Source organism: Rhizobium sophorae, from assembly GCF_013087515.1.
GTDB classification, from domain to species: Bacteria; Pseudomonadota; Alphaproteobacteria; order Rhizobiales; family Rhizobiaceae; genus Rhizobium; species Rhizobium sophorae.
Genome location: NZ_JABFCN010000002.1, coordinates 143,093 through 163,695, shown reverse-complemented (window position 1 = coordinate 163,695; position 20,603 = coordinate 143,093). Strand labels below are relative to the sequence as shown.

20 protein-coding genes and 1 pseudogene are annotated in these 20,603 nt (G+C 62.5%); 14 read left to right on the top strand and 7 right to left on the bottom strand.

Going from position 1 to position 20,603, the window contains the following annotated elements:
* Positions 1 to 370 precede the first annotated feature (370 nt).
* Positions 371 to 2,332, top strand: coding sequence for a methyl-accepting chemotaxis protein (locus G9X64_RS01915; protein ID WP_171375860.1), 1,962 nt, complete (start codon positions 371 to 373; stop codon positions 2,330 to 2,332).
* 148 nt (positions 2,333 to 2,480) lie between these two features.
* Here G9X64_RS01915 and mctP read toward each other — a convergent pair whose 3' ends face one another.
* The 5 genes from mctP to G9X64_RS01890 form a co-directional block, all read right to left on the bottom strand.
* Complete coding sequence (gene mctP / locus G9X64_RS01910; protein ID WP_171375859.1) at positions 2,481 to 3,956, bottom strand: monocarboxylate uptake permease MctP; 1,476 nt, start codon at positions 3,954 to 3,956, stop codon at positions 2,481 to 2,483.
* A complete protein-coding gene (locus G9X64_RS01905; RefSeq protein ID WP_168309668.1) occupies positions 3,946 to 4,143 on the bottom strand; it encodes a DUF3311 domain-containing protein in 198 nt (65 codons plus the stop codon). Before G9X64_RS01905 ends, mctP begins: the two co-directional genes overlap by 11 nt.
* Positions 4,144 to 4,390: 247 nt before the next feature.
* Positions 4,391 to 5,062 (bottom strand): two-component system response regulator MctR, encoded by a 672-nt coding sequence (gene mctR, locus G9X64_RS01900; protein WP_168309669.1) that lies wholly within the window; start codon positions 5,060 to 5,062, stop codon positions 4,391 to 4,393.
* A complete protein-coding gene (gene mctS, locus G9X64_RS01895; RefSeq protein WP_171375858.1) occupies positions 5,059 to 6,444 on the bottom strand; it encodes a two-component system sensor histidine kinase MctS in 1,386 nt (461 codons plus the stop codon). Before mctS ends, mctR begins: the two co-directional genes overlap by 4 nt.
* Positions 6,445 to 6,566: 122 nt before the next feature.
* Complete coding sequence (locus G9X64_RS01890; protein WP_168309671.1) at positions 6,567 to 7,031, bottom strand: Lrp/AsnC family transcriptional regulator; 465 nt, start codon at positions 7,029 to 7,031, stop codon at positions 6,567 to 6,569.
* A gap of 162 nt (positions 7,032 to 7,193) precedes the next feature.
* On the opposite strand from G9X64_RS01890, the gene G9X64_RS01885 reads away from it, so the two are divergent.
* The 5 genes from G9X64_RS01885 to G9X64_RS01865 all read left to right on the top strand — a co-directional run bounded on the left by G9X64_RS01885 (position 7,194) and on the right by G9X64_RS01865 (position 11,254).
* Positions 7,194 to 7,973 carry an ABC transporter ATP-binding protein gene (locus tag G9X64_RS01885; protein WP_171375857.1) on the top strand — a complete coding sequence of 260 codons (780 nt, stop codon included), beginning with the start codon at positions 7,194 to 7,196 and terminating at the stop codon, positions 7,971 to 7,973.
* A gap of 38 nt (positions 7,974 to 8,011) precedes the next feature.
* Positions 8,012 to 8,785, top strand: coding sequence for a transporter substrate-binding domain-containing protein (locus tag G9X64_RS01880; protein WP_168309673.1), 774 nt, complete (start codon positions 8,012 to 8,014; stop codon positions 8,783 to 8,785).
* 12 nt (positions 8,786 to 8,797) lie between these two features.
* Positions 8,798 to 9,523 carry an ABC transporter permease gene (locus G9X64_RS01875; RefSeq protein ID WP_171375856.1) on the top strand — a complete coding sequence of 242 codons (726 nt, stop codon included), beginning with the start codon at positions 8,798 to 8,800 and terminating at the stop codon, positions 9,521 to 9,523.
* Between the two features lie 12 nt (positions 9,524 to 9,535).
* The gene (locus tag G9X64_RS01870; protein WP_168309675.1) at positions 9,536 to 10,225 is read left to right on the top strand and encodes an ABC transporter permease; all 690 of its coding nucleotides are present in this window, start codon (positions 9,536 to 9,538) and stop codon (positions 10,223 to 10,225) included.
* A gap of 120 nt (positions 10,226 to 10,345) precedes the next feature.
* On the top strand, positions 10,346 to 11,254 hold the full coding sequence (locus G9X64_RS01865; RefSeq protein WP_168317537.1) for a homocysteine S-methyltransferase family protein: 909 nt from the start codon (positions 10,346 to 10,348) through the stop codon (positions 11,252 to 11,254).
* 81 nt (positions 11,255 to 11,335) lie between these two features.
* On the opposite strand, the pseudogene G9X64_RS36300 reads toward G9X64_RS01865, so the two are convergent.
* Both G9X64_RS36300 and G9X64_RS01860 read right to left on the bottom strand, forming a co-directional pair.
* Positions 11,336 to 11,437 (bottom strand): annotated as a pseudogene (locus G9X64_RS36300) (MarR family winged helix-turn-helix transcriptional regulator); the annotation flags it as partial.
* A complete protein-coding gene (locus tag G9X64_RS01860) occupies positions 11,428 to 12,213 on the bottom strand; it encodes an IclR family transcriptional regulator (protein WP_168309677.1) in 786 nt (261 codons plus the stop codon). The gene G9X64_RS01860 and the pseudogene G9X64_RS36300, both read right to left, overlap by 10 nt.
* A 218-nt stretch (positions 12,214 to 12,431) precedes the next feature.
* Between G9X64_RS01860 and G9X64_RS01855 the strand changes: the two genes are divergently transcribed.
* The 8 genes from G9X64_RS01855 to G9X64_RS01820 are packed head-to-tail and all read left to right on the top strand — an operon-like array spanning position 12,432 to position 20,603.
* Complete coding sequence (locus tag G9X64_RS01855) at positions 12,432 to 13,505, top strand: ABC transporter substrate-binding protein (RefSeq protein WP_171375855.1); 1,074 nt, start codon at positions 12,432 to 12,434, stop codon at positions 13,503 to 13,505.
* 22 nt (positions 13,506 to 13,527) lie between these two features.
* Positions 13,528 to 15,042 carry a sugar ABC transporter ATP-binding protein gene (locus G9X64_RS01850; protein WP_171375854.1) on the top strand — a complete coding sequence of 505 codons (1,515 nt, stop codon included), beginning with the start codon at positions 13,528 to 13,530 and terminating at the stop codon, positions 15,040 to 15,042.
* Complete coding sequence (locus G9X64_RS01845; protein ID WP_171375853.1) at positions 15,039 to 16,001, top strand: ABC transporter permease; 963 nt, start codon at positions 15,039 to 15,041, stop codon at positions 15,999 to 16,001. The genes G9X64_RS01850 and G9X64_RS01845 overlap by 4 nt, the downstream gene beginning before the upstream one ends.
* Complete coding sequence (locus G9X64_RS01840; protein ID WP_171375852.1) at positions 15,998 to 16,939, top strand: ABC transporter permease; 942 nt, start codon at positions 15,998 to 16,000, stop codon at positions 16,937 to 16,939. Before G9X64_RS01845 ends, G9X64_RS01840 begins: the two co-directional genes overlap by 4 nt.
* Positions 16,936 to 17,892: an amidohydrolase family protein gene (locus G9X64_RS01835; RefSeq protein ID WP_171375851.1), complete on the top strand. Its 957-nt coding sequence runs from the start codon at positions 16,936 to 16,938 to the stop codon at positions 17,890 to 17,892. The genes G9X64_RS01840 and G9X64_RS01835 overlap by 4 nt, the downstream gene beginning before the upstream one ends.
* A complete protein-coding gene (locus G9X64_RS01830) occupies positions 17,885 to 19,195 on the top strand; it encodes an alanine racemase (protein WP_171375850.1) in 1,311 nt (436 codons plus the stop codon). Before G9X64_RS01835 ends, G9X64_RS01830 begins: the two co-directional genes overlap by 8 nt.
* A gap of 38 nt (positions 19,196 to 19,233) precedes the next feature.
* Positions 19,234 to 19,578 (top strand): RidA family protein, encoded by a 345-nt coding sequence (locus tag G9X64_RS01825; protein WP_171375849.1) that lies wholly within the window; start codon positions 19,234 to 19,236, stop codon positions 19,576 to 19,578.
* A gap of 11 nt (positions 19,579 to 19,589) precedes the next feature.
* Positions 19,590 to 20,603: a succinylglutamate desuccinylase/aspartoacylase family protein gene (locus G9X64_RS01820; RefSeq protein ID WP_171375848.1), complete on the top strand. Its 1,014-nt coding sequence runs from the start codon at positions 19,590 to 19,592 to the stop codon at positions 20,601 to 20,603.

Genomic DNA, 20,603 nt, shown 5'->3' with positions numbered 1-20,603 from the left:
CGTATCGAAAACCGCCGAGGCTCTAATCGCCGTTGGATGAAGATTCAGAGGCAGGTCAAGCGCTATAGCCATGCTCCGTCGGCTCCGTTTACACTCTCTAAAATATATTACTCTAATTTTTTAGGTATCGGGGCGACGTTCTCCAGGACTGTCACCTCCGCCATGATGGCGGGCCGGGCACCCGAATTTCGCATGAAATCGGCTTCTATTGCTTTGACGGATGTCCCGTTTCTCAAGCGCGATTCCGGGCACAGGGTGCCCGTCGGATGCACTCGAAGACAACGAGGCTCTGCCTTCGAATGAGATATGACAAGCAATCCTGGCTGCCGAGACATCCTTCCAACAAAGCTCACCGCGGGGGAGAGTGCATATGAAGAATATCATGAGTTTCGGGGTTGTTGCGCGCCTGGCGCTTGGCTTCGGCGTTCTCCTCTTGCTGATGGTCGGCTTGACCATCTATTCGACGGAAGAAGTTGCGCAGATCAACGATAAACTTGGAGCCATCAACGACGTCAACAGCGTGAAGCAGCGGTTTGCCATCAACTATCGCGGCAGCGTGCATGATCGGGCGATTGCCATCCGCGACGTCACTCTGGTGACGTCTCCCGATGAACGGAAGACGGCCGAGGCATTGATCGAAAAGCTCGCGGCCTCCTACGCCGAGAATGAAAAGCGCATGGCGGATATGGTTGCATCTCCGGCCGGTGCGACGGAACAGGAAAAGACCATTCTCAGCGAGATCGCCGACATCCAGGCGAAAACCAATCCGCTGGTTGCCCAGATCATTGCGCTGCAGGAAAAGGGCGACGGCGAGGCCGCCCGCAAGATCCTGCTCGAACAGGCTCGACCGGCCTTCGTTGCCTGGCTTGGCGCCATCAACAAATTCATCGACTACCAGGAAGCGCTGAACAAATCGATTGGCGGCGAGGTTCGCAGCATGGCAAGCGGCTTCAAGCCGTTGGCCCTGACCGCGCTTGGCATTGCGGCCGTTCTTTCGCTCGTTGCCGCCGCCGTGACCGCACGCACGATCGTCGGTCCGCTGGCAAAACTTCAGCTATCGCTGAAAGCGATGGCCGACGGCAATCTTGACGGCGACCGCCGCCTCGAAGCGCGCGCCGATGAGATCGGCAAGCTCGCACGGGCTGTGGCAGGGCTGCGCGATGCAATTTCGGCAAAGGCGGAACGGGAAGCCGACGCCGAGGCGAAGCGAGCCGTGTCGGAGCGGCATCGGCTCGAGCAGGATGCCGATGAACGCCGCACCCTTGCCCAGCAGACGGACAAGGCTGTCGGCCAGCTTGGCGATGCGCTGCAGGCGCTGGCAGACGGCGACCTGACACAGCAGATCGGTACTCCGTTCATTCCGTCTCTGGAAAAGCTCAGAGCCGACTTCAATTCTGCGGTCGAAAAGCTCCGTGCCGCCATGCAGAAGGTTGCGCAGAACGCCAGCGCCATCGCGGCCGGTGCACAGGAGATCCGCTCCGCCTCGGACGATCTCGCCAAGCGGACCGAACAGCAAGCAGCCTCGGTCGAGGAAACCGCCGCTGCCCTGGAAGAGATTACGACCACCGTTGCCGACTCGAGCAACAAGGCTCAGGAAGCCGGCCAGCTCGTTCGCAAGACGAAGGACAGTGCCGAGCGCTCGGGCAGCGTCGTTCGGGACGCGGTCGACGCCATGGGCAAGATCGAATCCTCCGCCACCGAAATCGGCAGCATCATCGGTGTCATCGATGAAATCGCCTTCCAGACCAACCTGCTGGCGCTCAATGCCGGCGTCGAAGCCGCACGTGCCGGTGAGGCTGGCAAGGGCTTTGCGGTCGTGGCTCAGGAAGTGCGTGAATTGGCGCAACGTTCCGCCAAGGCGGCCAAGGAAATCAAGGAACTCATCAACGCCTCGAACGGCCACGTCAAAAGCGGTGTGGCCCTGGTTGGCGAGACCGGAAAGGCGCTGAAGGAGATTGCCGAGCAGGTGCAGCAGGTCGACGGCAATGTGGGGGCCATCGTCGGCGCTTCGCAAGAGCAGGCGACGGGACTGAAAGAGATCAATACCGCCGTCAACAGGATGGATCAGGGGACGCAGCAGAACGCCGCCATGGTGGAAGAAGCCACAGCGGCCGCCCACAACCTCGCCAAGGAAGCCGACGCGCTGTTCCAGCTTCTGGGCCAGTTCAACATTGGCGGAGTGGTGGCACCGAAGCGCGCATCGCAGCCCGCCGCCGCGGCGCCGCATGCTCAACCGGCGGCCTCGCCTGCGCGCCAAATGATTGCCAAAGTGGGCAAATCGTTCCAGACGAACGGGAATGCAGCAGTGGCCGGCGATTGGGAAGAGTTTTAAGTCGCTCTGATCTCTCTGCAGCTTATGCTGGAACGCCAAAGCGGCATAATTTCGCGAAGGGCAGCGTTTGCTGCCCTTCGCATTTTCGGATCAAAGAGGGTGAGCGTGATGTCGTCCGAAAACCGCTCACACATTTCGGCATCGTGCTCTAGGCCCGGGCCGGAGCCTTGGCCGGAAGCAGGGCGTTGACCACGACCGCAACGGCGATGTTGGCCGCAAGCGCCAGCAGTCCCGTGTAGACGGTGAAGGGTTCGCCGCCGAGGCTGATCAAATGCAGGGGCTTCCAACCGGCATCCCAGACGAGGAAAGTGCCGCCGCCGAAGCCGACGAACCAGCCGGCAAGAAGCCCGGGTGCACGGAACCAGTTGGTGTACAGGCCGAAGACCAGGGCCGGAAGCGTCTGCAGGATCCAGATGCCACCGAGCAGCTGCAGGTCGAGTGCGAATTGCGTCGGCAGGAAGATGATGACGAGAAGCGCGCCGACCTTCACCACCAGCGAGGTGACCTTTGCGACCTTGGCCTCGCCCGCATCGCTGACATCAGGATCGACATAGGCTTTCCAGAAGTTGCGGGTGAAGAGGTTGGCTGCGCCGATGCTCATCACCGCTGCCGGCACCAGCGCGCCGATGGCGATCGCCGCAAAGGCGAAACCGGAGAACCAGCCCGAAAACAGCGTCTTGAACAGCGTCGGAACGACATCATTGGCGCTGTCGAGCTTCAGGTTGGCGGCATGCCCCATATAGCCGAGCAGCGCCAGAAGGCCGAGCAGCAGCGTATAGGCGGGCAACATGATCGCATTCTTGCGGATCGTCTTGCCGCTGTTGGAGGCAAAGATGCCGGTCAGCGTATGCGGATACATGAAGGCCGCGAGCGCCGAACCCAAGGCGAGCGTGGCATAGGCGACATACTGGTTGCCGCCGAGCAGCAGGTTACCGGAACCCTTGGCCTGGAAGGCCGCATCGGCCGAGGCAAAGACGTTGGCGTAACCTCCGAGTTTCGACGGGATCAGCGCGACGGCCGCGATCACGACGATATAGATCATGATGTCCTTGACGAAGGCGATCAGAGCCGGGGCGCGCAGGCCCGCGGAATAGGTGTAGAGCGCCAGCACGATAAAGGCGATCGCCAGCGGCAGTTCGCCATGCAGCCCGAGCGCCTTCAGCACCGCCGTCATGCCGACGAGCTGGAGGGCGATATAGGGCATGGTTGCGATGACGCCCGTTGCCGCCACGGCGAGTTCGAGACCGCGCGATCCATATTGACCATGGACGACGTCGCCAGCCGTCACATAGCCGAAATCCTTGGCGCGTTTCCACAGCACAGGCATAACCATGAAGACAAAGGGATAGACGACGATGGTGTAGGGCAGCGCAAAGAAGCCGTAGGCTCCCACGGTATAGACCAGCGCCGGGACGGCGATCACGGTGTAGGCGGTATAGAAATCGCCGCCGACGAGGAACCAGGTGATCCAGGTGCCGAAGTTGCGTCCGCCGAGGCCCCATTCATCGATATGGGCCAGTGTCTCGGGCTTGCGCCAGCGGCTGGCGACGAAGCCCATGACCGTGACCAAAACGAAAAAGAAGATGAAGACGGCAAGCGCCGTGCCGTTGATGTCAGTCGTCATGGCGAGTGCTCCGATAGGCGATCCAGGTCAGCGCTGCGGTGATCGGCACCCAGAGAAGCTGATACCAATAGAAGAAGGGAAAGCCGAAAAGAGATGGCTCGCGGATATTGTAGAATGGCGGCCAGAGCAGACCTAGATAGGGAATGACAAGCAGCCAGAGCGCTGCCTTGCTACGTGGTTTTTCCATGTCGGGATACCTTTCAGGCGCCGCGGGCGGCGGTCGCCATGTTCCAGTTGTCGGCGTGGAAGGCAGGTCTTTCAGCCGGCGGACGCGGCAGGCCCGGCTCGGGTCGCTCTAGGTTTTCCGACCGATCGGAAGCTGATGTAACGCATGTTAATTCCTCCCAACGGCTCGCACTCGGCCAGCCGTGGATGGAGTCCTATGGCGCCGATTTTAAGCTCGCAAGATCGAGGCGGCGGTGAAATGCCGGGGCCTACCCAGAAGTGGGTAGGCGCGAATTCGCGTCGCCTTTCGAGACGATGCCATGATCGAGCGCATAGCGGATGAGGCCCGCCGTGGTGGTGATGCCGAGCTTTCTCTTGAGGTTCTTGCGATGGGTTTCAGCCGTTGCGGAGCTTATCCCGAGCACCTCGGCGATCTCCTTGTTGCTCCTGCCGGCAACGATCAGCCCGAGAATGTCGCGTTCGCGCGGCGTCAGGGGATCGGATCCCTCCTCCGCGCGTTCGCCCATCAGCGCGTCGAACACACCGGACGAGAAATATGTCCCCCCACCTGCAACGGTCTCGATGGCCGAGACGATCTCGTCGGTCGAAACGTCCTTCAGAATGTAGCCGGCAGCGCCATGCATGACCGAGGAGGAAATATACTCGCGGCTGTCATGCATGGAGAGCATCACGACCCGCGCCTGGGGAAGTTCGTTCCTGAACATTTCGATCGCATCGATGCCGCTCAGCTTCGGCATGTTGATGTCCATCAGCACGACCTGCGGCAGGACCTGCCGGCCGATCTCGAGCCCCGCTTGCGCGAGCCCGGCCGTGCCGGCAACTTCGATATGGTCGAATGTTTCGAGCACGGCCTTCAACCCGTCCAGCACCAGCGGGTGGTTGTCGATCAAGAGCACCCTGATTTTCGGGCGTTCCGTCATGCAGCTTCTGCCTGCCGATCGGCGGGACGATTGGCCGATTTCGGCAGCATTGCCTTGAGCGTCGTGCCGGTCTCGCTGCTGTTGATCAGCAACAAGCCGCGGAAGTGGGCCATGCGCTCCTGCATGTTGCGCAGGCCGAGACCGGATCTGCCGGAGACGCCGTCCTTGCTGCCGTCGAAGCCGGTGCCGTTGTCGGCGACCGTCATGCGGGCCCGGCCGCCGTCGCTCCAAAGTTTGACCGCAAGCTCGGAGGCGCCGGAGTGCCGCTCGACATTATTGAAAGCTTCCTGGGCAACGCGATAAAGCGCGGTATTGGCTTCGGGTTTCAGCGTGTCGGTGAAGCCTGATGCATCGATCTTTGTCTCGATCCCCGTCCGCTCGGCAAAATGATAACACAGCGCCTCGAGGGCAGCCGTCAGGCCGAGGTCATCGAGCACGCGCGGGCGCAGATCGTGGGACAGGCGCCTGATTTCCTTGATGGCGCCGTTCAGCGCCTCGACACCGCGGTCGATGGTGACAGCCGCATCGTCGACATTGGTCCTGACCTTGCGGCCGGCAAGATCCATCGCATAGCGCACGCCGACGAGATTTTGGGAAATGCCGTCATGCAATTCGCGTGCAAGCCGCGCGCGCTCTTCTTCCTGGGTATCGATGACCCGCTGTGTCAGCGCCTTGAGCCGGCTGTCGGCCATGCGGCGCTCGTGAAACGTCAGCAGCATGCAGGTCGTGAAAACGACGAGCACCGAAGGTACGGCGATCAGCGCGACGATGATGAAGGTCCGTCTGATGTTGGCCCGCATTCCGGCGTTGGCGGCGGCACTTTGGGCAAAGACGTCGTCCAGGTAAACGCCGGTGCCGACGACCCAGTGCCATTTGTCGAGGCTGACGACGAAAGAGAGCTTGTCGGCGATCTGTCCGGTCGATGGTTTCTGCCATTTGTACTGATGCAGGCCCCCGCCCGCCTTTGCCGTGGCGATCAGTTCGGCAATGACCTTGTCGCCATCCGGGTCGGTAAGGTCGAGCCAGTTATGCCCATGGCGGAAAGTCTGGCGCGGATGGACGATGTTGTTACCGTCGTAATCGTAGACAAAGAAATATCCGTCCTTGCCGTAATCGAGCGACGTCAGGATCGCTGCCACCTGCTGCTTGGCGGCTTCGTCGTCGGCGCCGGCTTTGTCATAGATCGTCTGGATGGCGGACAGGGCAAGGTTGGTCAGATTGAGGATCTCGGCTTCCTTGGTCTTCAGCATGTTCTGCTCGAACGTGTCGATGCTGTTCTTGGCGAGGTTTGCCGATTGCCAGGTGATGAAGGTGGTGATCGCAAGGATCGAAATGACGAGCGGAACGATCGCCAATGCGATGATCTGGTGTCGTAGCGTCAACGATCATTCCTCCCGAGAATATGCGCCGGGAATTATGCCCTTTGCCGAATGCGAGTCCAGCGGCTTGTCGGAGCCCGATCTATGGCAGCCGGAACCACTGCCGGCGGGGCATCGCGTGCGCGCTAGTCCAGGGGCACGAACAGGCCGAGCTTGACATCCCGCAGCACGACATTCGTGTGCATGCGGCGGATCTGCGGGTTTTCTGCCATGATCAGCGCAGCGATATCGTCATAATGCTCGACGTCGCGGGCGGTGACGATCGCGATCAGATCGACCGCGCCTGTGACGTAATAGACCTGCTGTATGTGATCCTGCTTCTCCGCCCAGAGGCGGAATTTCGCCAGCGCGTCGTAATTGTCCCGCTCGATCTCCATCCCGACGATGAACACCATCGCTGTTCCCGTGGCCTTCCGGTCGACGACGGCTACCTCCGCCTTGATGATCCCTTCCTCGCGCAGCCGTTTCAACCGCCGCTGCACGGCCGAGACCGACAGCCCGATCCGTTCGGCGATCGTTTCGGCCTTCAGCTGGCAGTCGCGCTGAACGATATCGAGAATGTCGCGGTCAAAGCGATCCAGTTGTTCCATTGTTCAGTCCAATTCTCGCTGCGGCACTTCACGGTTTCTGCCGCATTCACCGCGTGAGGAAGATTGTTTTGCACAAATTATGCAGAAGAGACGAAAATTGCGCGAAAAAACCGCGTTATTTTGTCATTATCCTTCGCAAATTCAGTTCAGCCGGAACCATGCATGTCGGATCAACCCTTTCCTGCTCTTCGCGTCGAAGATCTTCATAAAAGCTTCGGCTCGCAAGAGGTTCTCAAGGGTATTTCGGCTGAGGCCCACAAGTCTGATGTGATTTCGATCATCGGCTCGTCGGGTTCCGGCAAGAGCACCTTTCTCAGATGCATCAATTTCCTGGAAGCGCCTGATCGTGGTCGCATCGCCGTGAACGGCGAGGAGATCGCGCTGAAGATGGGCCGGGACGGCCGGCTGCAGCCGCGCAGCTGGCGGCAGATCGAACGGCTGCGGACGGGGCTCGGGATGGTCTTCCAGAGTTTCAATCTCTGGGCTCATCGGACGGTGCTGGAAAACGTCATCGAGGCGCCGGTGCATGTCATGGGCATTCCGCGGCGCGAGGCCGTCGAGAAGGCCGAGGCCCTGCTCCACAAGGTCGGGCTCTTCGACAAACGCCATGCCTATCCCGCCTTCCTCTCCGGCGGCCAGCAGCAGCGCGCGGCGATTGCCAGAGCCCTCTGCGTCGATCCCGATGTCATGCTGTTCGACGAACCGACATCGGCGCTTGACCCGGAGTTGGTCGGCGAGGTCCTGAAAGTCATCCGCGATCTGGCGGAAGAAGGCCGGACCATGCTGATCGTCACGCATGAAATGCGCTTCGCCCGCGATGTCTCGAGCCGCGTTCTCTTCCTGCATCAGGGACGGGTCGAGGAAGAAGGCCCGCCGGAGCAGATATTCGGGGCGCCCGTCAGCGCCCGCTGCCGGGAATTCACCGGTCTCAGCACCCACTGATGCCCACATCGCTAAACCAAACCAGGAGAATCCTGCGAATGAAACTGCTCCCCATGCTTTTTGCCGGCGCGGCACTTGCGCTTTCGGCCGTTACCGCACAGGCCGAAGTCCGCTTCGGCGTCATGAACGAATCCTATCCGCCCTTCTTCGCCAAGGACGCTTCCGGTCAGTGGCAGGGATGGGAGATCGATCTCATGAATGCCGTCTGCGCTGAGATGAAGGAGAAATGCTCGATCGTCGACATTTCCTGGGATGGTCTCATTCCGGCTCTGCAGAGCAAGAAGTTCGACGTGATCTGGTCGTCGATGTCGAACACTGCGGAACGCTCGAAGGTGATCGACTTCACCGACAAATATTACAACACGCCGAGCACCCTGATCGGTCCCAAGGACCAGAAGCCGGGCGCTACCGCCGAGGATGTGAAGGGCAAGACCATCGGCATCCAAGTGTCGACGATCCAGTCGGAATATTACAAGAAATATTTCGCCGCCACTGCTGAGGAAAAGACCTACCAGACGCTGGACGAGGCTTTTCAGGACCTCGCCTCCGGCCGTATCGACTATGTTTTTGGCGATTCACTGGCGCTTGACGCTTTCCTGAAAAGCGATGGCGGCAAGGATTGCTGCGCCAAGATGGGCGACGTTGCCGATGACAAGGAAATTCTCGGCGCCGGCGTTTCGGGCGGCCTGCGCAAGGAAGACACTGAGCTGAAGGCCAAGCTGAATGGGGCGATCGCTGCGGTTCGCGCCAACGGCCAGTATGACGCCATCACCAAGAAATACTTCGATTTCGACATCTACGGCGCAAAGTAAGCAGCCGGAACGATGGCGACCACGCAACAAGGTATTCTGGACCTGCTGTCTCCCTATCCTCCGGGATGGGGCGGCGTTCTCTTGACAGGTGCGGTCTCCACGGTCGCCATTTCGGCTTGCGCCTTTGCGATCGGCCTGCTGCTCGGCACGGGCGGCGCACTTGGAAAGCTGTCGGGCAACCGCCTGCTGCGCCTGCTGCTCGATCTCTATACGACGCTGATCCGCGCCGTTCCCGAGCTGATCTTGATCGTCGGGCTCTATTATGCCGGCACCGATGGCCTCAACCGGCTGCTCGCCGTCTTCGACCTGCCACCGGTCAATGTGAACGGCTTTGTCGCGGCCGTCGCGGTGTTGGGCTTCGTGCAGGGTGCCTACATGACGGAGGTGCTGCGCGGCGCGATCCTCGCCATTCCCGTCGGCCAGATCGAAGCCGCCAAGGCCTTCGGCATGGGGCCGGTGCTGCGGTTCCGCCGGGTCCTGTTGCCGGCGCTCTTGCCGAACGCCCTGCCGGGCCTTGCCAATCTGTGGATGTCGGTTACCAAGGACAGCGCGCTGGTGGCGGTCGTCGGCTACCAGGAACTGGCGCTCGCCACCCGTCTTGCCGGGGCAAGCACCAAGCATTACTTCGTCTTTTTCCTTGCTTCGGCCCTTCTCTATCTCGCCATCACGCTCGCTTCCAACGCCGTCTTCAAACTGATCGAGGGACGGGTACGGCGGGGACAGCCGCGCCTTGCCTGAAGAAAGCGCCCCATGAGTTTCGCCTGGATCTCTTCCTATTGGCCGCTGCTTCTGACCGGCGCCTGGCAGACGATTTGCCTGCTGGTGATATCAGTGGTGTTCGGCTTCGTCATCGCCATAGGCCTCGCCTTCGCGCAGGTCAGCGGCGGCAGACTGACGCGGCTGCTCTCCCGCGGCTACTGCACCTTCTTCCGCGGCACGCCGCTGCTGATACAGCTATGGCTTCTCTACTACGGGGTGGGCTCGCTGCTGCCGATGGTCCCCGGCATCCGCCAGAGCCTGTTCTGGCCGATCCTGCGCGAGGGCTTCTTTTTCGCCGCCGTCAGTTTTACCCTGAACTACGCAGCCTATGAGGCGGAGGTGTTGCGCGGCGCGCTGCTCGCCGTTCCCAAGGGCGAGCTCGAAGCCGGCCGCGCCTTCGGCCTTTCACCCTGGATGCTGACCCGCCGCATCTGGCTGCCGCGCGCCATTCGCATCGCCCTGCCGACGATTGCAGGAGAGATCGTCATGCAGCTCAAGGCGACGCCGCTCGCCTTTACGGTGACGGTGATGGATCTCTACGCCGTGGCAAACAAGGTTCGGCAGGACACGCTGCTCGTCTATGAACCGCTGCTGGTCGTTACGCTCTTTTATCTCGCCTTGACCGCAGTCATCGCCCGCGTCTTTCGAGGTTTCGAAGCGCAGGTGCCGGTTCGCCGCTAGGCCGACGGAAAAGGATTGGCCCATGAACTATCTCACGCACAAACCACGCACATCTCGCCCACTTTGTTATGAAAAGCCCGCCGCCGGTGACGGCGCGACAGCCTGAATGGAGACCTCTTCATGAGCACGACACGAATTCTCGATGGCGGCATGAGCCGCGAGCTGCTGCGGCTGGGGGCCGAACTGAAACAGCCGGAATGGTCGGCATTGGCGCTGATCAACGCGCCGGATATCGTCCGTAGAGTACACCAGGAATTCATCGCTGCCGGCTCAGAGGTCATTACGACAAACAGCTATGCGCTGGTGCCCTTTCACATCGGCGAGGACCGGTTCCAGAAGGAAGGAGCGGAGCTGATTCGTCTCGCCGGTCGCTTGGCGCGCGAGGCGGCGGATGCCGCCACGGATCGGAAGGTGCTGGTTGCCGGCTCGCTGCCGCCGATCTTCGGCTCATACGAGCCGCAGAATTTTCAGCCTTCGCGGGTGCAGGATTATCTCGAGGTGCTTGTCGAAAACCTCGGCCCCTTCGTCGATATATGGCTCGGGGAGACGTTGAGTCTGATCGCTGAGGCAGAGGCTGTCCGCAAGGCGGTGGCGAGGTCAGGCAAGCCGTTCTGGATTTCCTTCACATTAGCGGATGACGAGGCAGCCATAGGCGGCGGTGAACCGAAGCTTCGTTCCGAGGAAAGGGTCGAGGCTGCGGCGTCCTGGGTGGTTTCATCGGGTGCCGAAGCCCTCCTGTTCAATTGCAGCAAGCCCGAAGTCATGCAGGCGGCGGTGGAGACGGCAGCACGGGTCTTCCGGAAGATGGATGCTCACATCGAAATCGGCGTCTATGCCAATGCCTTCGAAGGGGAAACAGGCGACGCAGCCGCCAATGAAGGCCTGCACCAGACCCGCAACGATCTGAATGACGATGCTTATTCGCGCTACGCCTGCTCCTGGGCCGAGGCCGGCGCGACCATCATCGGCGGCTGCTGCGGCATCGGCGCGGCCCATATCCATCGCCTGAGGAAGACGCTGTTGCGCTGAATAGCCGAGAGAAAGGCTGCTGCCGAGGATCGCAGTTCTCGGGCTTATTGATCCCCTTGATGAAGTGACACGCCAGCGCTTTCATCCGCCCTTCGGTGCCGTCTTCTGGAGCTCAAGAACAAACTCGATCAGCTTCGGCGCCATTAGTCTGATTTCTGAGAGATGTAGGACGCTCAGCCTCGTTTCGACCGGGCCGGGGCATGCTCCAGGCCGGCGGCGGCTTTCTTCAGGCAGTGAAGGTAGTGGTCGCGGTTCGCGATGCCATCATCGCGTGGCGTGACCAGGCAGAGCGTTGCCGCCGCATAACCCTCCTCGCCCCGCACCGGCACGGCAAAACAATGCGTAAAGCTGTCGACGATGCTGTTGAAGGTGAAGAGGCCTTCGCGCTCGGCTTGGCGGACCTCGACGATGAAATTTTGCGGATCGAGCCAGTCGCCGTTCGGCAGACGAAAATCCTGCGCTGGGATGAAGTTCAGGATCTCCTGATCCGAAAGATGCGCGACGAGCAGGCGGCCCGACGCCGTCCACGGGATGGGCACCGACTGCCCGACATCCGTCGAAATGCGGAAGGGGCGCGCGCCTTCGCGCATGCGGACGACGGTGTATCTGTTTCCATCCAGCATGCAGAACTGCGCCGTCTCCCGCGTCTCGTTGGCAAGCTGTTCCAGCGCCGCCTCGCATTCGCGGGTGAAGTCGAAGTGGTTCTCATAGGCTGCGCCGAGGAAATAGAGTTTGCGGCCGAGATAGACACGCCCCTCGCCGCCGGTGAATTCGAGGATGCCATTCTGCAGCAGCAGGTTGACGAGCTCGTAAACCGAAGAGCGCGGCGCGCCGATCTGCGCGGCGATTTCATTCGGCTTCAAAGCCTGCCGCTTCTGGCGCAGGAAATCGAGGATCTCGAAGGCGCGGTCGAGCCCTCGGGCGCGCTTGCCGGCTGCTTCGTCCTGAACTGCATCCATTGCTATCGACCCCTTTTTATGTGCGGCCAAGCTTTTCAAACCGTCTGCCGCATCTGTCAATCGATCCCGTTTCCTAGCGAATGAAATTTTCCCACCCCTCTTGCGAGGTGGGAAAATCGGCATAAGATCACTCCGTCCAATATATAGATCACATGTACGGTATATTGGACACAGATGGCAAGCGGTCAACGCTGCCGCACACAAAAAAGGGGATCGACATGAAGAATCTTGAAAACGGCATTTCCGCTTCGCTACGCCGCCGCCTTCTCACGGGCGCTGCCGCCGCTGCGGCACTCCTCGTCTTTTCGGCCGGTACGGCTTCGGCCGCCGCCAATTGCATCAAGGGTGACAGGAAGGCGCCCTATACGATCGGCTGGGCGAACATCTATTCGGTGCCGACCTGGATGAAGCAGACCGAAGGCACCATCACGGCTGAAGTGGAGGAGCTGAAGAAGGCGGGCCTGGTCAAGGACCTAATGATCACGGACGCGCAGGGCAACGCCCAGACGCAGATCCAGCATATCCAGTCGATGATCGACGCCAATGTCGACGCCATCGTCGTGATCGCCGGTTCCTCCACGGCGCTCGACCGCGTCATATCAGACGCTTGCGACAAGGGCATCGCCGTCGTCAACTTCGACAGCCTCGTCGACACCGATAAGGTGACGGCGAAGATCAACACCGATTCCAACGAATGGGGTGCCACCGCTGCCAAATGGATGGTCAGCCAGCTCGGCGGCAAGGGCAAGATCATCATCATGAACGGCCCGGCCGGCATTTCGGTGAGCGACGACCGCCGCAAGGGCGCCCAGCCGGTCCTCGACGCCAATCCCGGTCTCCAAGTGATCACCGAGACGAACACGGAATATAACGTCGCGCCGGCACAGGAAGCGATGACCAGCCTGCTCTTCGCCAATCCTGAAATCGACGGCGTGCTGTCGCTCGGCGGCGCGCTATCGGCCGGCTCCGTCCTCGCCTTCGAGCGCCAGGGCCGCGAGCAGGTGCCGACAACCGGCGAAAACGCCAGGCAGTTCCTGGAACTCTGGAAGGAGAAGGGACTGAAGGGCTGGGCCACCATGCAGCCCAACTGGCTCGGCGCGCTTTCCGTTTACACCGCCGTGCAGGCGCTGGAAGGCAAGGACGTTCCGGCTTTCGTCAAGGTGCCGCTGCCTGTCATCGACGACAGCACGATCGGCAGCTACCTCGCACGGGCCGACAAGTTCCCGGCTGACGGCTATATCTACTCGGACTACGACAAGGCGCTCTTCGACAAGCTGCTTGCCACCAAGTAATCCCGGGTTGAGGAAAGCCGTCATGACGGAAGAAAGACCCCTGCTGGAAGCCCGGCAGGTGTTCAGGGGATTTTTCGGCAATCCCGTTTTGAAGGGCGTCGATATCGCCCTCCTGCCGGGCAGGGTTCACGCCCTGCTCGGCGAAAACGGCGCCGGCAAGTCCACGCTGATCAACCTCCTGTCCGGCGCTCTCCAGCCGGACGGCGGTTCCATCCTCGTCGACGGCAAGCCGGTCGAACGCTTCAGCCCGGCGGCTGCGCGCGGGGCGGGTATTGCCGTCGTTCAGCAGGAGCTGAGCCTTACGGCCAGTCTCTCGATTGCCGAAAACATCGGGCTCGGCGCCTTTCCGCGCCGGTTCGGTCTCATCGATTACAGAGCGCTTCATCGCGGCGTACGAGACGTCTGCGCCATGGTCGGCCTCACCGAGCCGCTCGACATGCCGGTCGCCGATCTGGCACTCGGCCGCCGTCAGATGGTGGAGATCGCCAAGGCGCTGTTCCGCAGGCCGCGTGTGCTGATCCTGGACGAGCCGACCTCATCGCTTTCGGCGCACGAAGCCGGCATCCTTGCCCGGCTGATCGAGACGCTGAGAGACCGCGGCACGGCACTCCTCTATATTTCCCATCGCCTCAATGAGGTGCAGGCGCTCTGCTCGCATGTCACGGTGCTGAAGGACGGCTTGGTCACTGCCGACCAGTCGCTGTCCGGCATCGACGGCGAAGGGCTGGTACGCCTGATGGTCGGCCGCGAGACCGGCGACCTGTTCCCGCCCCGCTCCGTCACCGCACCCGGTGCGATGCGCATCAGCGTCGAAGGTTTTTCCGCCGGCATGGTGCGTGACATCGGCTTCTCCGCCCGCGCTGGCGAGATCGTCGGCATCGGCGGGCTTGTGGGACAGGGGCAGGAAGACCTGCTGCTCGGCCTCTACGGCGCGATTCCGGCAGCGGCTTCCAGAGCGGAGGTATCCGGCAAACCCGCCCTGCCCGCCCATGTCGGCGAGGCGAATGCCGCCGGCATCGTCTATGTCCCGGCCGACCGCAAGCACGAGGGGCTGGTGCTGCCCCACTCCATCGCGTCCAATCTCATTCTGCCCTCACTCGGACGGCTCGCGCGCAAGGGCTTACGTGACCGACCGGCGGAAAACGGTCTGGTCGCCGATCTCGCGCGCCGGCTGACGATCAAGGGCGACACGGCCCGCCCGGTGCAGGCGCTTTCCGGCGGCAACCAGCAGAAGGTGGCGCTTGCCAAATGGCTGCCACTCGATCCCTCCGTTCTGCTCCTCAACGATCCCACGCGCGGCGTCGACATCGAGACCAAGCGGGAAATCTACCTCATGCTCCGCGCCTTCGCCGCCGAGGGGCGGCTCGTCATTCTGGCCAGTTCCGATACGCCGGAGCTCGTGCATCTCTGCGACCGTGTCGTGGTTCTGCGCGAGGGGCGCGTCGCGGCGGTGCTCTCGCAGGATGAAATCAGCGAAGGAGCGATTGTCGGCGCAGCCATGGGCATCACCACCACGACACAGGGAGAGGCGGCATGAGCACAAGTTCGTCATCCCGGCTCTACGGCTCGATCCAGCTCCGCCGCAACCGCGGCCTTGCTGGCCTCTATCTGGTTGTCGCTGCCTTTCTCATTCTCTATGCGCTGCTCTTTCCCGGCATCCTTTCGATCGGCGGCTTTTCGAAGTTCACGCAGAACTGGTTCCCGCTCGCGCTCGTCACCATGGCGCAGGCGCTGCTCATGCTGAACGGCGGCATCACCCTGGCGATCGGCCCGCTCGTCAGCCTCGGAGCCGTGATTGCCGCGACGACGATGGAAGGAGCGCTCGGCGTGCCGGGAGGCATTCTTGCGGTCTCGCTTGCCGGTCTTTCGATCGGTGCCGTCATCGGCGCCATCGTCACCTATCTGAGGCTGCCTGCAATCATCGTCACGCTCGCCGGCTCCTTCATCATCGGCGGGGTGGCACTCATCCTGCTGCCGCGGCCGGGCGGGTTCATTCCCGATTGGCTGTCGACGGTACTGGCCGGCCACACGCCCGTCGCCTTCCTGCTGCTCGTCGTGATCCTGGTGCTCTGGAAGGTTTTTCTCGCAACGCCGCTCGGCCTCGGCATCTATGCGGCCGGCGACAATCCGGTCGGCGCGTTCCGTTCCGGCGTCCCGGTCGAACGGGTGAAGGTCGCAGCCTTCGCGCTTTCCGGTCTGCTCGCAACGCTGACCGGTTTGTTCGTCGCTGCGCAGACCGGATCGGGTGATCCTGTCATCGGCACGCCCTTCACGCTGAACTCGATCGCCGCCGCTGTGCTCGGTGGCGTGGGTTTCCTCGGCGGCAAGGGCACGATGCGCGGCGCGATCTGCGGCAGCCTGCTGCTCTCGGTCATGATCAACGTCATGTTCTTCCTGGGTTTCCCGCCGGTCGCGCAATATGTCGCGCAAGGATTGATCATCGTCGGCGCGGTCGCCGTGCCGGAACTTCTCGGGCAATGGAGGGCAAGGCGATGAACATCATCAGGTCCGCGTTCCGCAATCCGCCGCTGCTGACCTTCCTTCTGGTCGCGTTCGTCTGGATCGTCGCAAGTTTTACGTTGCGCGGTTTTGGCGCCTATGGCCACCTGCGCTACCTGCTCGAACTCGCTGCTGTGATCGGCATTGCCGCTGCCGGCCAGACGCTCGTTATCCTGATGGGTGGCATCGATCTCTCCGTCGGCGCGGTCATCACCGTCACGGCGATCCTGTTGCCGCTGATTTCGCCCGCCTGGGACCCGACCGGCCTCGCAGGCATCGCGGCGGCCCTTTCCATCGCCACCGGCATCGGCCTGATGAACGGCGCCGGGGCTGCCTATCTTCGCGTGCCGCCGATCATCATGACGCTTGCCATGGCGACCTTCCTGCAGGGCTTGCTCGTCATCGTCGCCGGCGGCAGCGCGGTCACCGTCAGCAACCCGGCGGTCATTCTGCTCGGGCAGGCGCGGCCGTTCGGCATTCCCTCGGGCATCATTCTGTGGCTCGTCGTCTCGATCGTCGTCCTGCTGCTCGTCCACCGCATGCCGATCGGTGCCCGTTTCCTGGCGCTTGGGGCGAACCCGCTGGCGGCCCGGCTTTCCGGCGTCAGCGTCACGCGCAACACGCTGATCGTCCACACTCTGTCGGGCTTTTTCGCAGGCCTCGCCGGTATTCTTGTGCTTGGCATGAACCGGCAAGGTTATGTCGGTATCGGCGACCCCTACCTGCTGACCTCGATCGCCGCTGTCGTGCTCGGTGGCACCTCCATCCTCGGCGGCCGCGGCACCTATGCCGGGACCATTCCGGGGGCGATCCTGCTCGTCACGACGACGGCGCTGATCACCGTCGTCAATGCCTCCCCCGGCTGGCGCTCGATCATGTTCGGCACTTTGATCCTTGCCCTTCTGCTCGTTTCCGGCCGCGAGGCGCGCCGATGACGGAACTCTATGACGGGCCGGTGATCGACCCGCACCATCACCTCTGGGACCTTAAGCTGGAACGTCATCCCTGGCTTCAGAAGGCGCGGGCATCAGGCGAGGAGATGGTTTTTGGAAGCCTCGCACCGATCCTGCGCGACTATGGCATCGACGATTATCGCGCCGATGCTGCCCGCCAGAATGTGGTTGCAACCGTGCATGTGGAGGCCGGCTGGTCCGCTGCCTACCCGCTGGAAGAGAGCCGCTGGCTGGACGGCCTTGACCGCAGCTCCGGCGTGGCGCACCGGTATGTCGCGCGCGTTCTCCTCGACGGGCCAGACGCCACGCGCCTGCTCGAGGCGGAAGCGGCAAATCCGAATGTCGTTGGCATTCGCGATATTCTGAGCTGGCACCCTGAAGCGGCGAAGAGTTTTGCTTCGCGCGCAGAACGCATGAGCGATCCCGCCTGGCGGGCGGGGCTTGCCCATGCCACGCGGCTAGGGCTGGTCTTCGAGCTGATGCTCTATCCCTGGCAGATGAGTGAGGCGCTCGAACTGGTGCGCGCTTTTCCGCAAACGCTTTTCGTGCTCAACCATGGCGGCAGCCCGGCCGACCGGACGCAGGACGGCATGGCGCTCTGGCGCCGCGGCTTGCGGGCGCTCGGCAGCGAGCCGAATCTGCGCCTGAAGATCTCCGACCTCGTCGCCTACGACAACCAATGGACGCTCGAAAGCCTGCGGCCGGTGATCGAGCATTGTGTCGATTGTTTCGGCCCGGCGCGCGCCATGTTCGCGAGCGACTTTCCGGTTGCGGGCCTGCACGCCTCTTTCGACGAGGTCTACCAGGTTTTCCGAACGGTCGCCTCGCAGCTGTCTCTCAACGAGCAGCGTGCCCTGTTCTTTGCCACCGCCAACGACACCTATCGCCTCGGCATTGCCGATCCGGCCGAGATCAGGAGTGGCTACCATGTCTGACCTTCATACCGCGACGGAAAACGTGCTGATCGACGAACGGGTGCGCGGCTTTCCGCCGGGCAATCCGCCGCTCCCGCTGGATGCCATCGGCAAGCAGGGATGGAAGCCCTATGACGGCAGGATGGCCCTGCCGCTGATCTCGCTCGACCGACAGGCCTTCTCCCATAATGTCGAACTGATGATGGCCTATGTGAAGAGCCACGGCGCCTACATCGCCCCACATGCCAAGACACCGATGTCGACGGCGCTGTCGGAGGCACTTCTAGCGGCAGGCGCCTGGGGCACGACGGTTGCCGACATCCGTCAAGCCGCCGTCCTGCTCAGGGCGGGGCAGCGCCGGCTGATCTTTGCCAACGAGATCGGCGGAGCCGCCGCCGCCCGCCGGCTTGCGGCCCTGCTTGGCCACTATCCCGATGCGGAACTCCATGTCTTCGTGGATTCCACAGCACTGGTCGAGGCTCTGCGTTCCGCCTGGCAGGAACGTGCCGATCTGCCGCCGCTTGGCCTGCTGGTGGAGTTCGGCGCCGGCCGCGCCGGTGCCCGCAGCGCCGACGCCGCCGAGGCAATTCTCGAGGCGATCCTTGCCGCGGAGACGCCGACCTTCCGGTTGACCGGCATCGCCGCCTATGAGGGTGCCGCGGCGTCCGCCGATGCGGCAGAGACGATGCGTCGCATCGACTCGCTGATGGCGGTGACATCAGATTTCCTGCCGAAGCTGCGCGCCTGCATCGGCGACGAGCGGCCGCTCCTCGTCACCGCCGGCGGCTCGATCTTTTTCGACCTTGTGGTTGCCAGGCTTTCAGCCGCCGTTGCGGCCGATCCCGCCTGCCGGCTGGTGCTGCGCAGCGGCGCGATCTTCTTCCACGATCACGGCATCTACGAACGCGGCCTTGCCGGCCTCGATGCACGCGGCGGTTTCCGCATCGGCGGCGAGACGGTTTCGGCGGCCGCAGCTTTCCGTCCGGCGCTGCGGGTCTGGGCTGAGATCCTCTCGCGGCCGGAGCCGCGGCTGGCGATCTGCGGCATGGGCATGCGCGACGTGGCGATGGACCAAGGCCTGCCGCGGCCGCTGGCGCTCTATCGCAATGGGGCGTATCTCGCCGATCTCGTGGCCGCCGAAGTGTTTCGCCTCAACGATCAACACGCCTTCGTCGCCCTTGCCGATGGCAGCGACGTTTCTGTCGGCGACGTCATCGAGTACGGCATCTCGCATCCCTGCACCTGCCTTGACCGGCATGCCATCCTCTACGGCCTCGACCCGGACCATTCGGTGACGGCAGCCTATCTGACCAGCTTCGGCTGACCTCTCCCTCCAAAAAGCAAGAAAAGGAAAACCCGCTTATGATCCAGCGTTATCAGAAAGGTTCGCGTATGAGCCAAGCCGTCAGCTATGGCGGTCTCGTCTATATTGCCGGCCAGGTCGCGGAAAATCGCAAGGCGGGCATCGAGGACCAGACCCGCGACGTGCTCGGCAAGATCGACGCCCTGTTGAAGGAGGCCGGCATCGACCGCTCGCGCCTCATCGCCGTCAATGTCTTCCTGCCGGCGATCGTCGATTTCGAGGCGATGAACAGCGTCTATGATGACTGGATCGACATCGACAACCCGCCGGCCCGTGCCTGCACCGAAGCTCGTCTGGCCGATCCCGATCTGCGCGTCGAAATGACCGCGATCGCCGCTCTGTGACTGGAAACATCATGCATAGCGGTCTCGTCAATCCGATCGACTTTTCGCGCGAGGGCCGGCAGGCCGGCCACCTCGCCATTCCCTATTCGATCGATCGGTCGCCCTATTATCAGATCCGCATTCCGATCCTTCGCCTGAAAAATGGCGAGGGGCCGTCTTTGCTGCTGATGGCCGGCAACCATGGTGACGAATATGAGGGCGAACTCCAACTCGGCCGGCTGATGCGGCTGCTTGATGTCGCTGAAATCCGCGGCGCCGTCACCATCCTGCCGATGGCGAACCTGCCGGCGGCGATGGCGGCCAGGCGCTGCTCGCCCTTCGACGGCGGGAACCTCAATCGGGCCTTTCCCGGCGATCCCAACGGCTCGCCGACGGCGCGCCTGGCTCATTTCCTAGAACATGAACTCTTTCCGCGCCATGACGTCATGCTCGACCTGCATTCAGGCGGTACCTCCATGGCGCACCTGCCCTGCACGCTGATCGAGCGGCAGGCCGATGCCGTCCGCTTCGAACGATCCGTTTTGCTGATGCGCGCCATGGGTGCGGCGCATGCCTTCATCGCCGATAACGGGCCGACAGCACCGACATCGATGGGGGCTGCGGCAAGGGCCGGAACCGTCGGTCTTTCCGGCGAATTCGGCGGCGGCGGCACCGTGACGCCTGAGACAATGGGTTTCACGGCGGCGGCGCTCGACCGGCTGCTCGTCACACTCGGCATCGTTGGGCGCCCGGTCCTGTCGCGCGTACCGCTCGCCGAGCCCGGGCCATTGCAGCTGCTGTCGCTCTCCCGGCACAGCCAGGGCATCTATGCGTACCGCAGAGGCTGGTTCGAGCCGGCCGTTGCCCTCGGCGCCACCGTTTCCGCCGGCGACCTTGCCGGATGGTATCATGACCTCGAACGGCTGGAGCAGCCGGAGGAAGAGCTGCGCTTTGCCGAAAGCGGTATCGTCATTTCCCACCGGCTGCATTGCGACAGCCAGGCCGGCGACTGCCTGATCCAGGTCGCCGAACCCATCGCATCCTGA

Bases quoted from the DNA above. Each gene is read 5' to 3' on its own strand.
- G9X64_RS01915 (WP_171375860.1), top strand. From the start codon at position 371: ATGAAGAATATCATGAGTTTCGGGGTTGTTGCGCGCCTGGCGCTTGGC.
- mctP (WP_171375859.1), bottom strand. From the start codon at position 3,956: ATGACGACTGACATCAACGGCACGGCGCTTGCCGTCTTCATCTTCTTT.
- G9X64_RS01905 (WP_168309668.1), bottom strand. From the start codon at position 4,143: ATGGAAAAACCACGTAGCAAGGCAGCGCTCTGGCTGCTTGTCATTCCC.
- mctR (WP_168309669.1), bottom strand. From the start codon at position 5,062: ATGACGGAACGCCCGAAAATCAGGGTGCTCTTGATCGACAACCACCCG.
- G9X64_RS01890 (WP_168309671.1), bottom strand. From the start codon at position 7,031: ATGGAACAACTGGATCGCTTTGACCGCGACATTCTCGATATCGTTCAG.
- G9X64_RS01885 (WP_171375857.1), top strand. From the start codon at position 7,194: ATGTCGGATCAACCCTTTCCTGCTCTTCGCGTCGAAGATCTTCATAAA.
- G9X64_RS01880 (WP_168309673.1), top strand. From the start codon at position 8,012: ATGAAACTGCTCCCCATGCTTTTTGCCGGCGCGGCACTTGCGCTTTCG.
- G9X64_RS01875 (WP_171375856.1), top strand. From the start codon at position 8,798: ATGGCGACCACGCAACAAGGTATTCTGGACCTGCTGTCTCCCTATCCT.
- G9X64_RS01870 (WP_168309675.1), top strand. From the start codon at position 9,536: ATGAGTTTCGCCTGGATCTCTTCCTATTGGCCGCTGCTTCTGACCGGC.
- G9X64_RS01865 (WP_168317537.1), top strand. From the start codon at position 10,346: ATGAGCACGACACGAATTCTCGATGGCGGCATGAGCCGCGAGCTGCTG.
- G9X64_RS01860 (WP_168309677.1), bottom strand. From the start codon at position 12,213: ATGGATGCAGTTCAGGACGAAGCAGCCGGCAAGCGCGCCCGAGGGCTC.
- G9X64_RS01855 (WP_171375855.1), top strand. From the start codon at position 12,432: ATGAAGAATCTTGAAAACGGCATTTCCGCTTCGCTACGCCGCCGCCTT.
- G9X64_RS01850 (WP_171375854.1), top strand. From the start codon at position 13,528: ATGACGGAAGAAAGACCCCTGCTGGAAGCCCGGCAGGTGTTCAGGGGA.
- G9X64_RS01845 (WP_171375853.1), top strand. From the start codon at position 15,039: ATGAGCACAAGTTCGTCATCCCGGCTCTACGGCTCGATCCAGCTCCGC.
- G9X64_RS01840 (WP_171375852.1), top strand. From the start codon at position 15,998: ATGAACATCATCAGGTCCGCGTTCCGCAATCCGCCGCTGCTGACCTTC.
- G9X64_RS01835 (WP_171375851.1), top strand. From the start codon at position 16,936: ATGACGGAACTCTATGACGGGCCGGTGATCGACCCGCACCATCACCTC.
- G9X64_RS01830 (WP_171375850.1), top strand. From the start codon at position 17,885: ATGTCTGACCTTCATACCGCGACGGAAAACGTGCTGATCGACGAACGG.
- G9X64_RS01825 (WP_171375849.1), top strand. From the start codon at position 19,234: ATGATCCAGCGTTATCAGAAAGGTTCGCGTATGAGCCAAGCCGTCAGC.
- G9X64_RS01820 (WP_171375848.1), top strand. From the start codon at position 19,590: ATGCATAGCGGTCTCGTCAATCCGATCGACTTTTCGCGCGAGGGCCGG.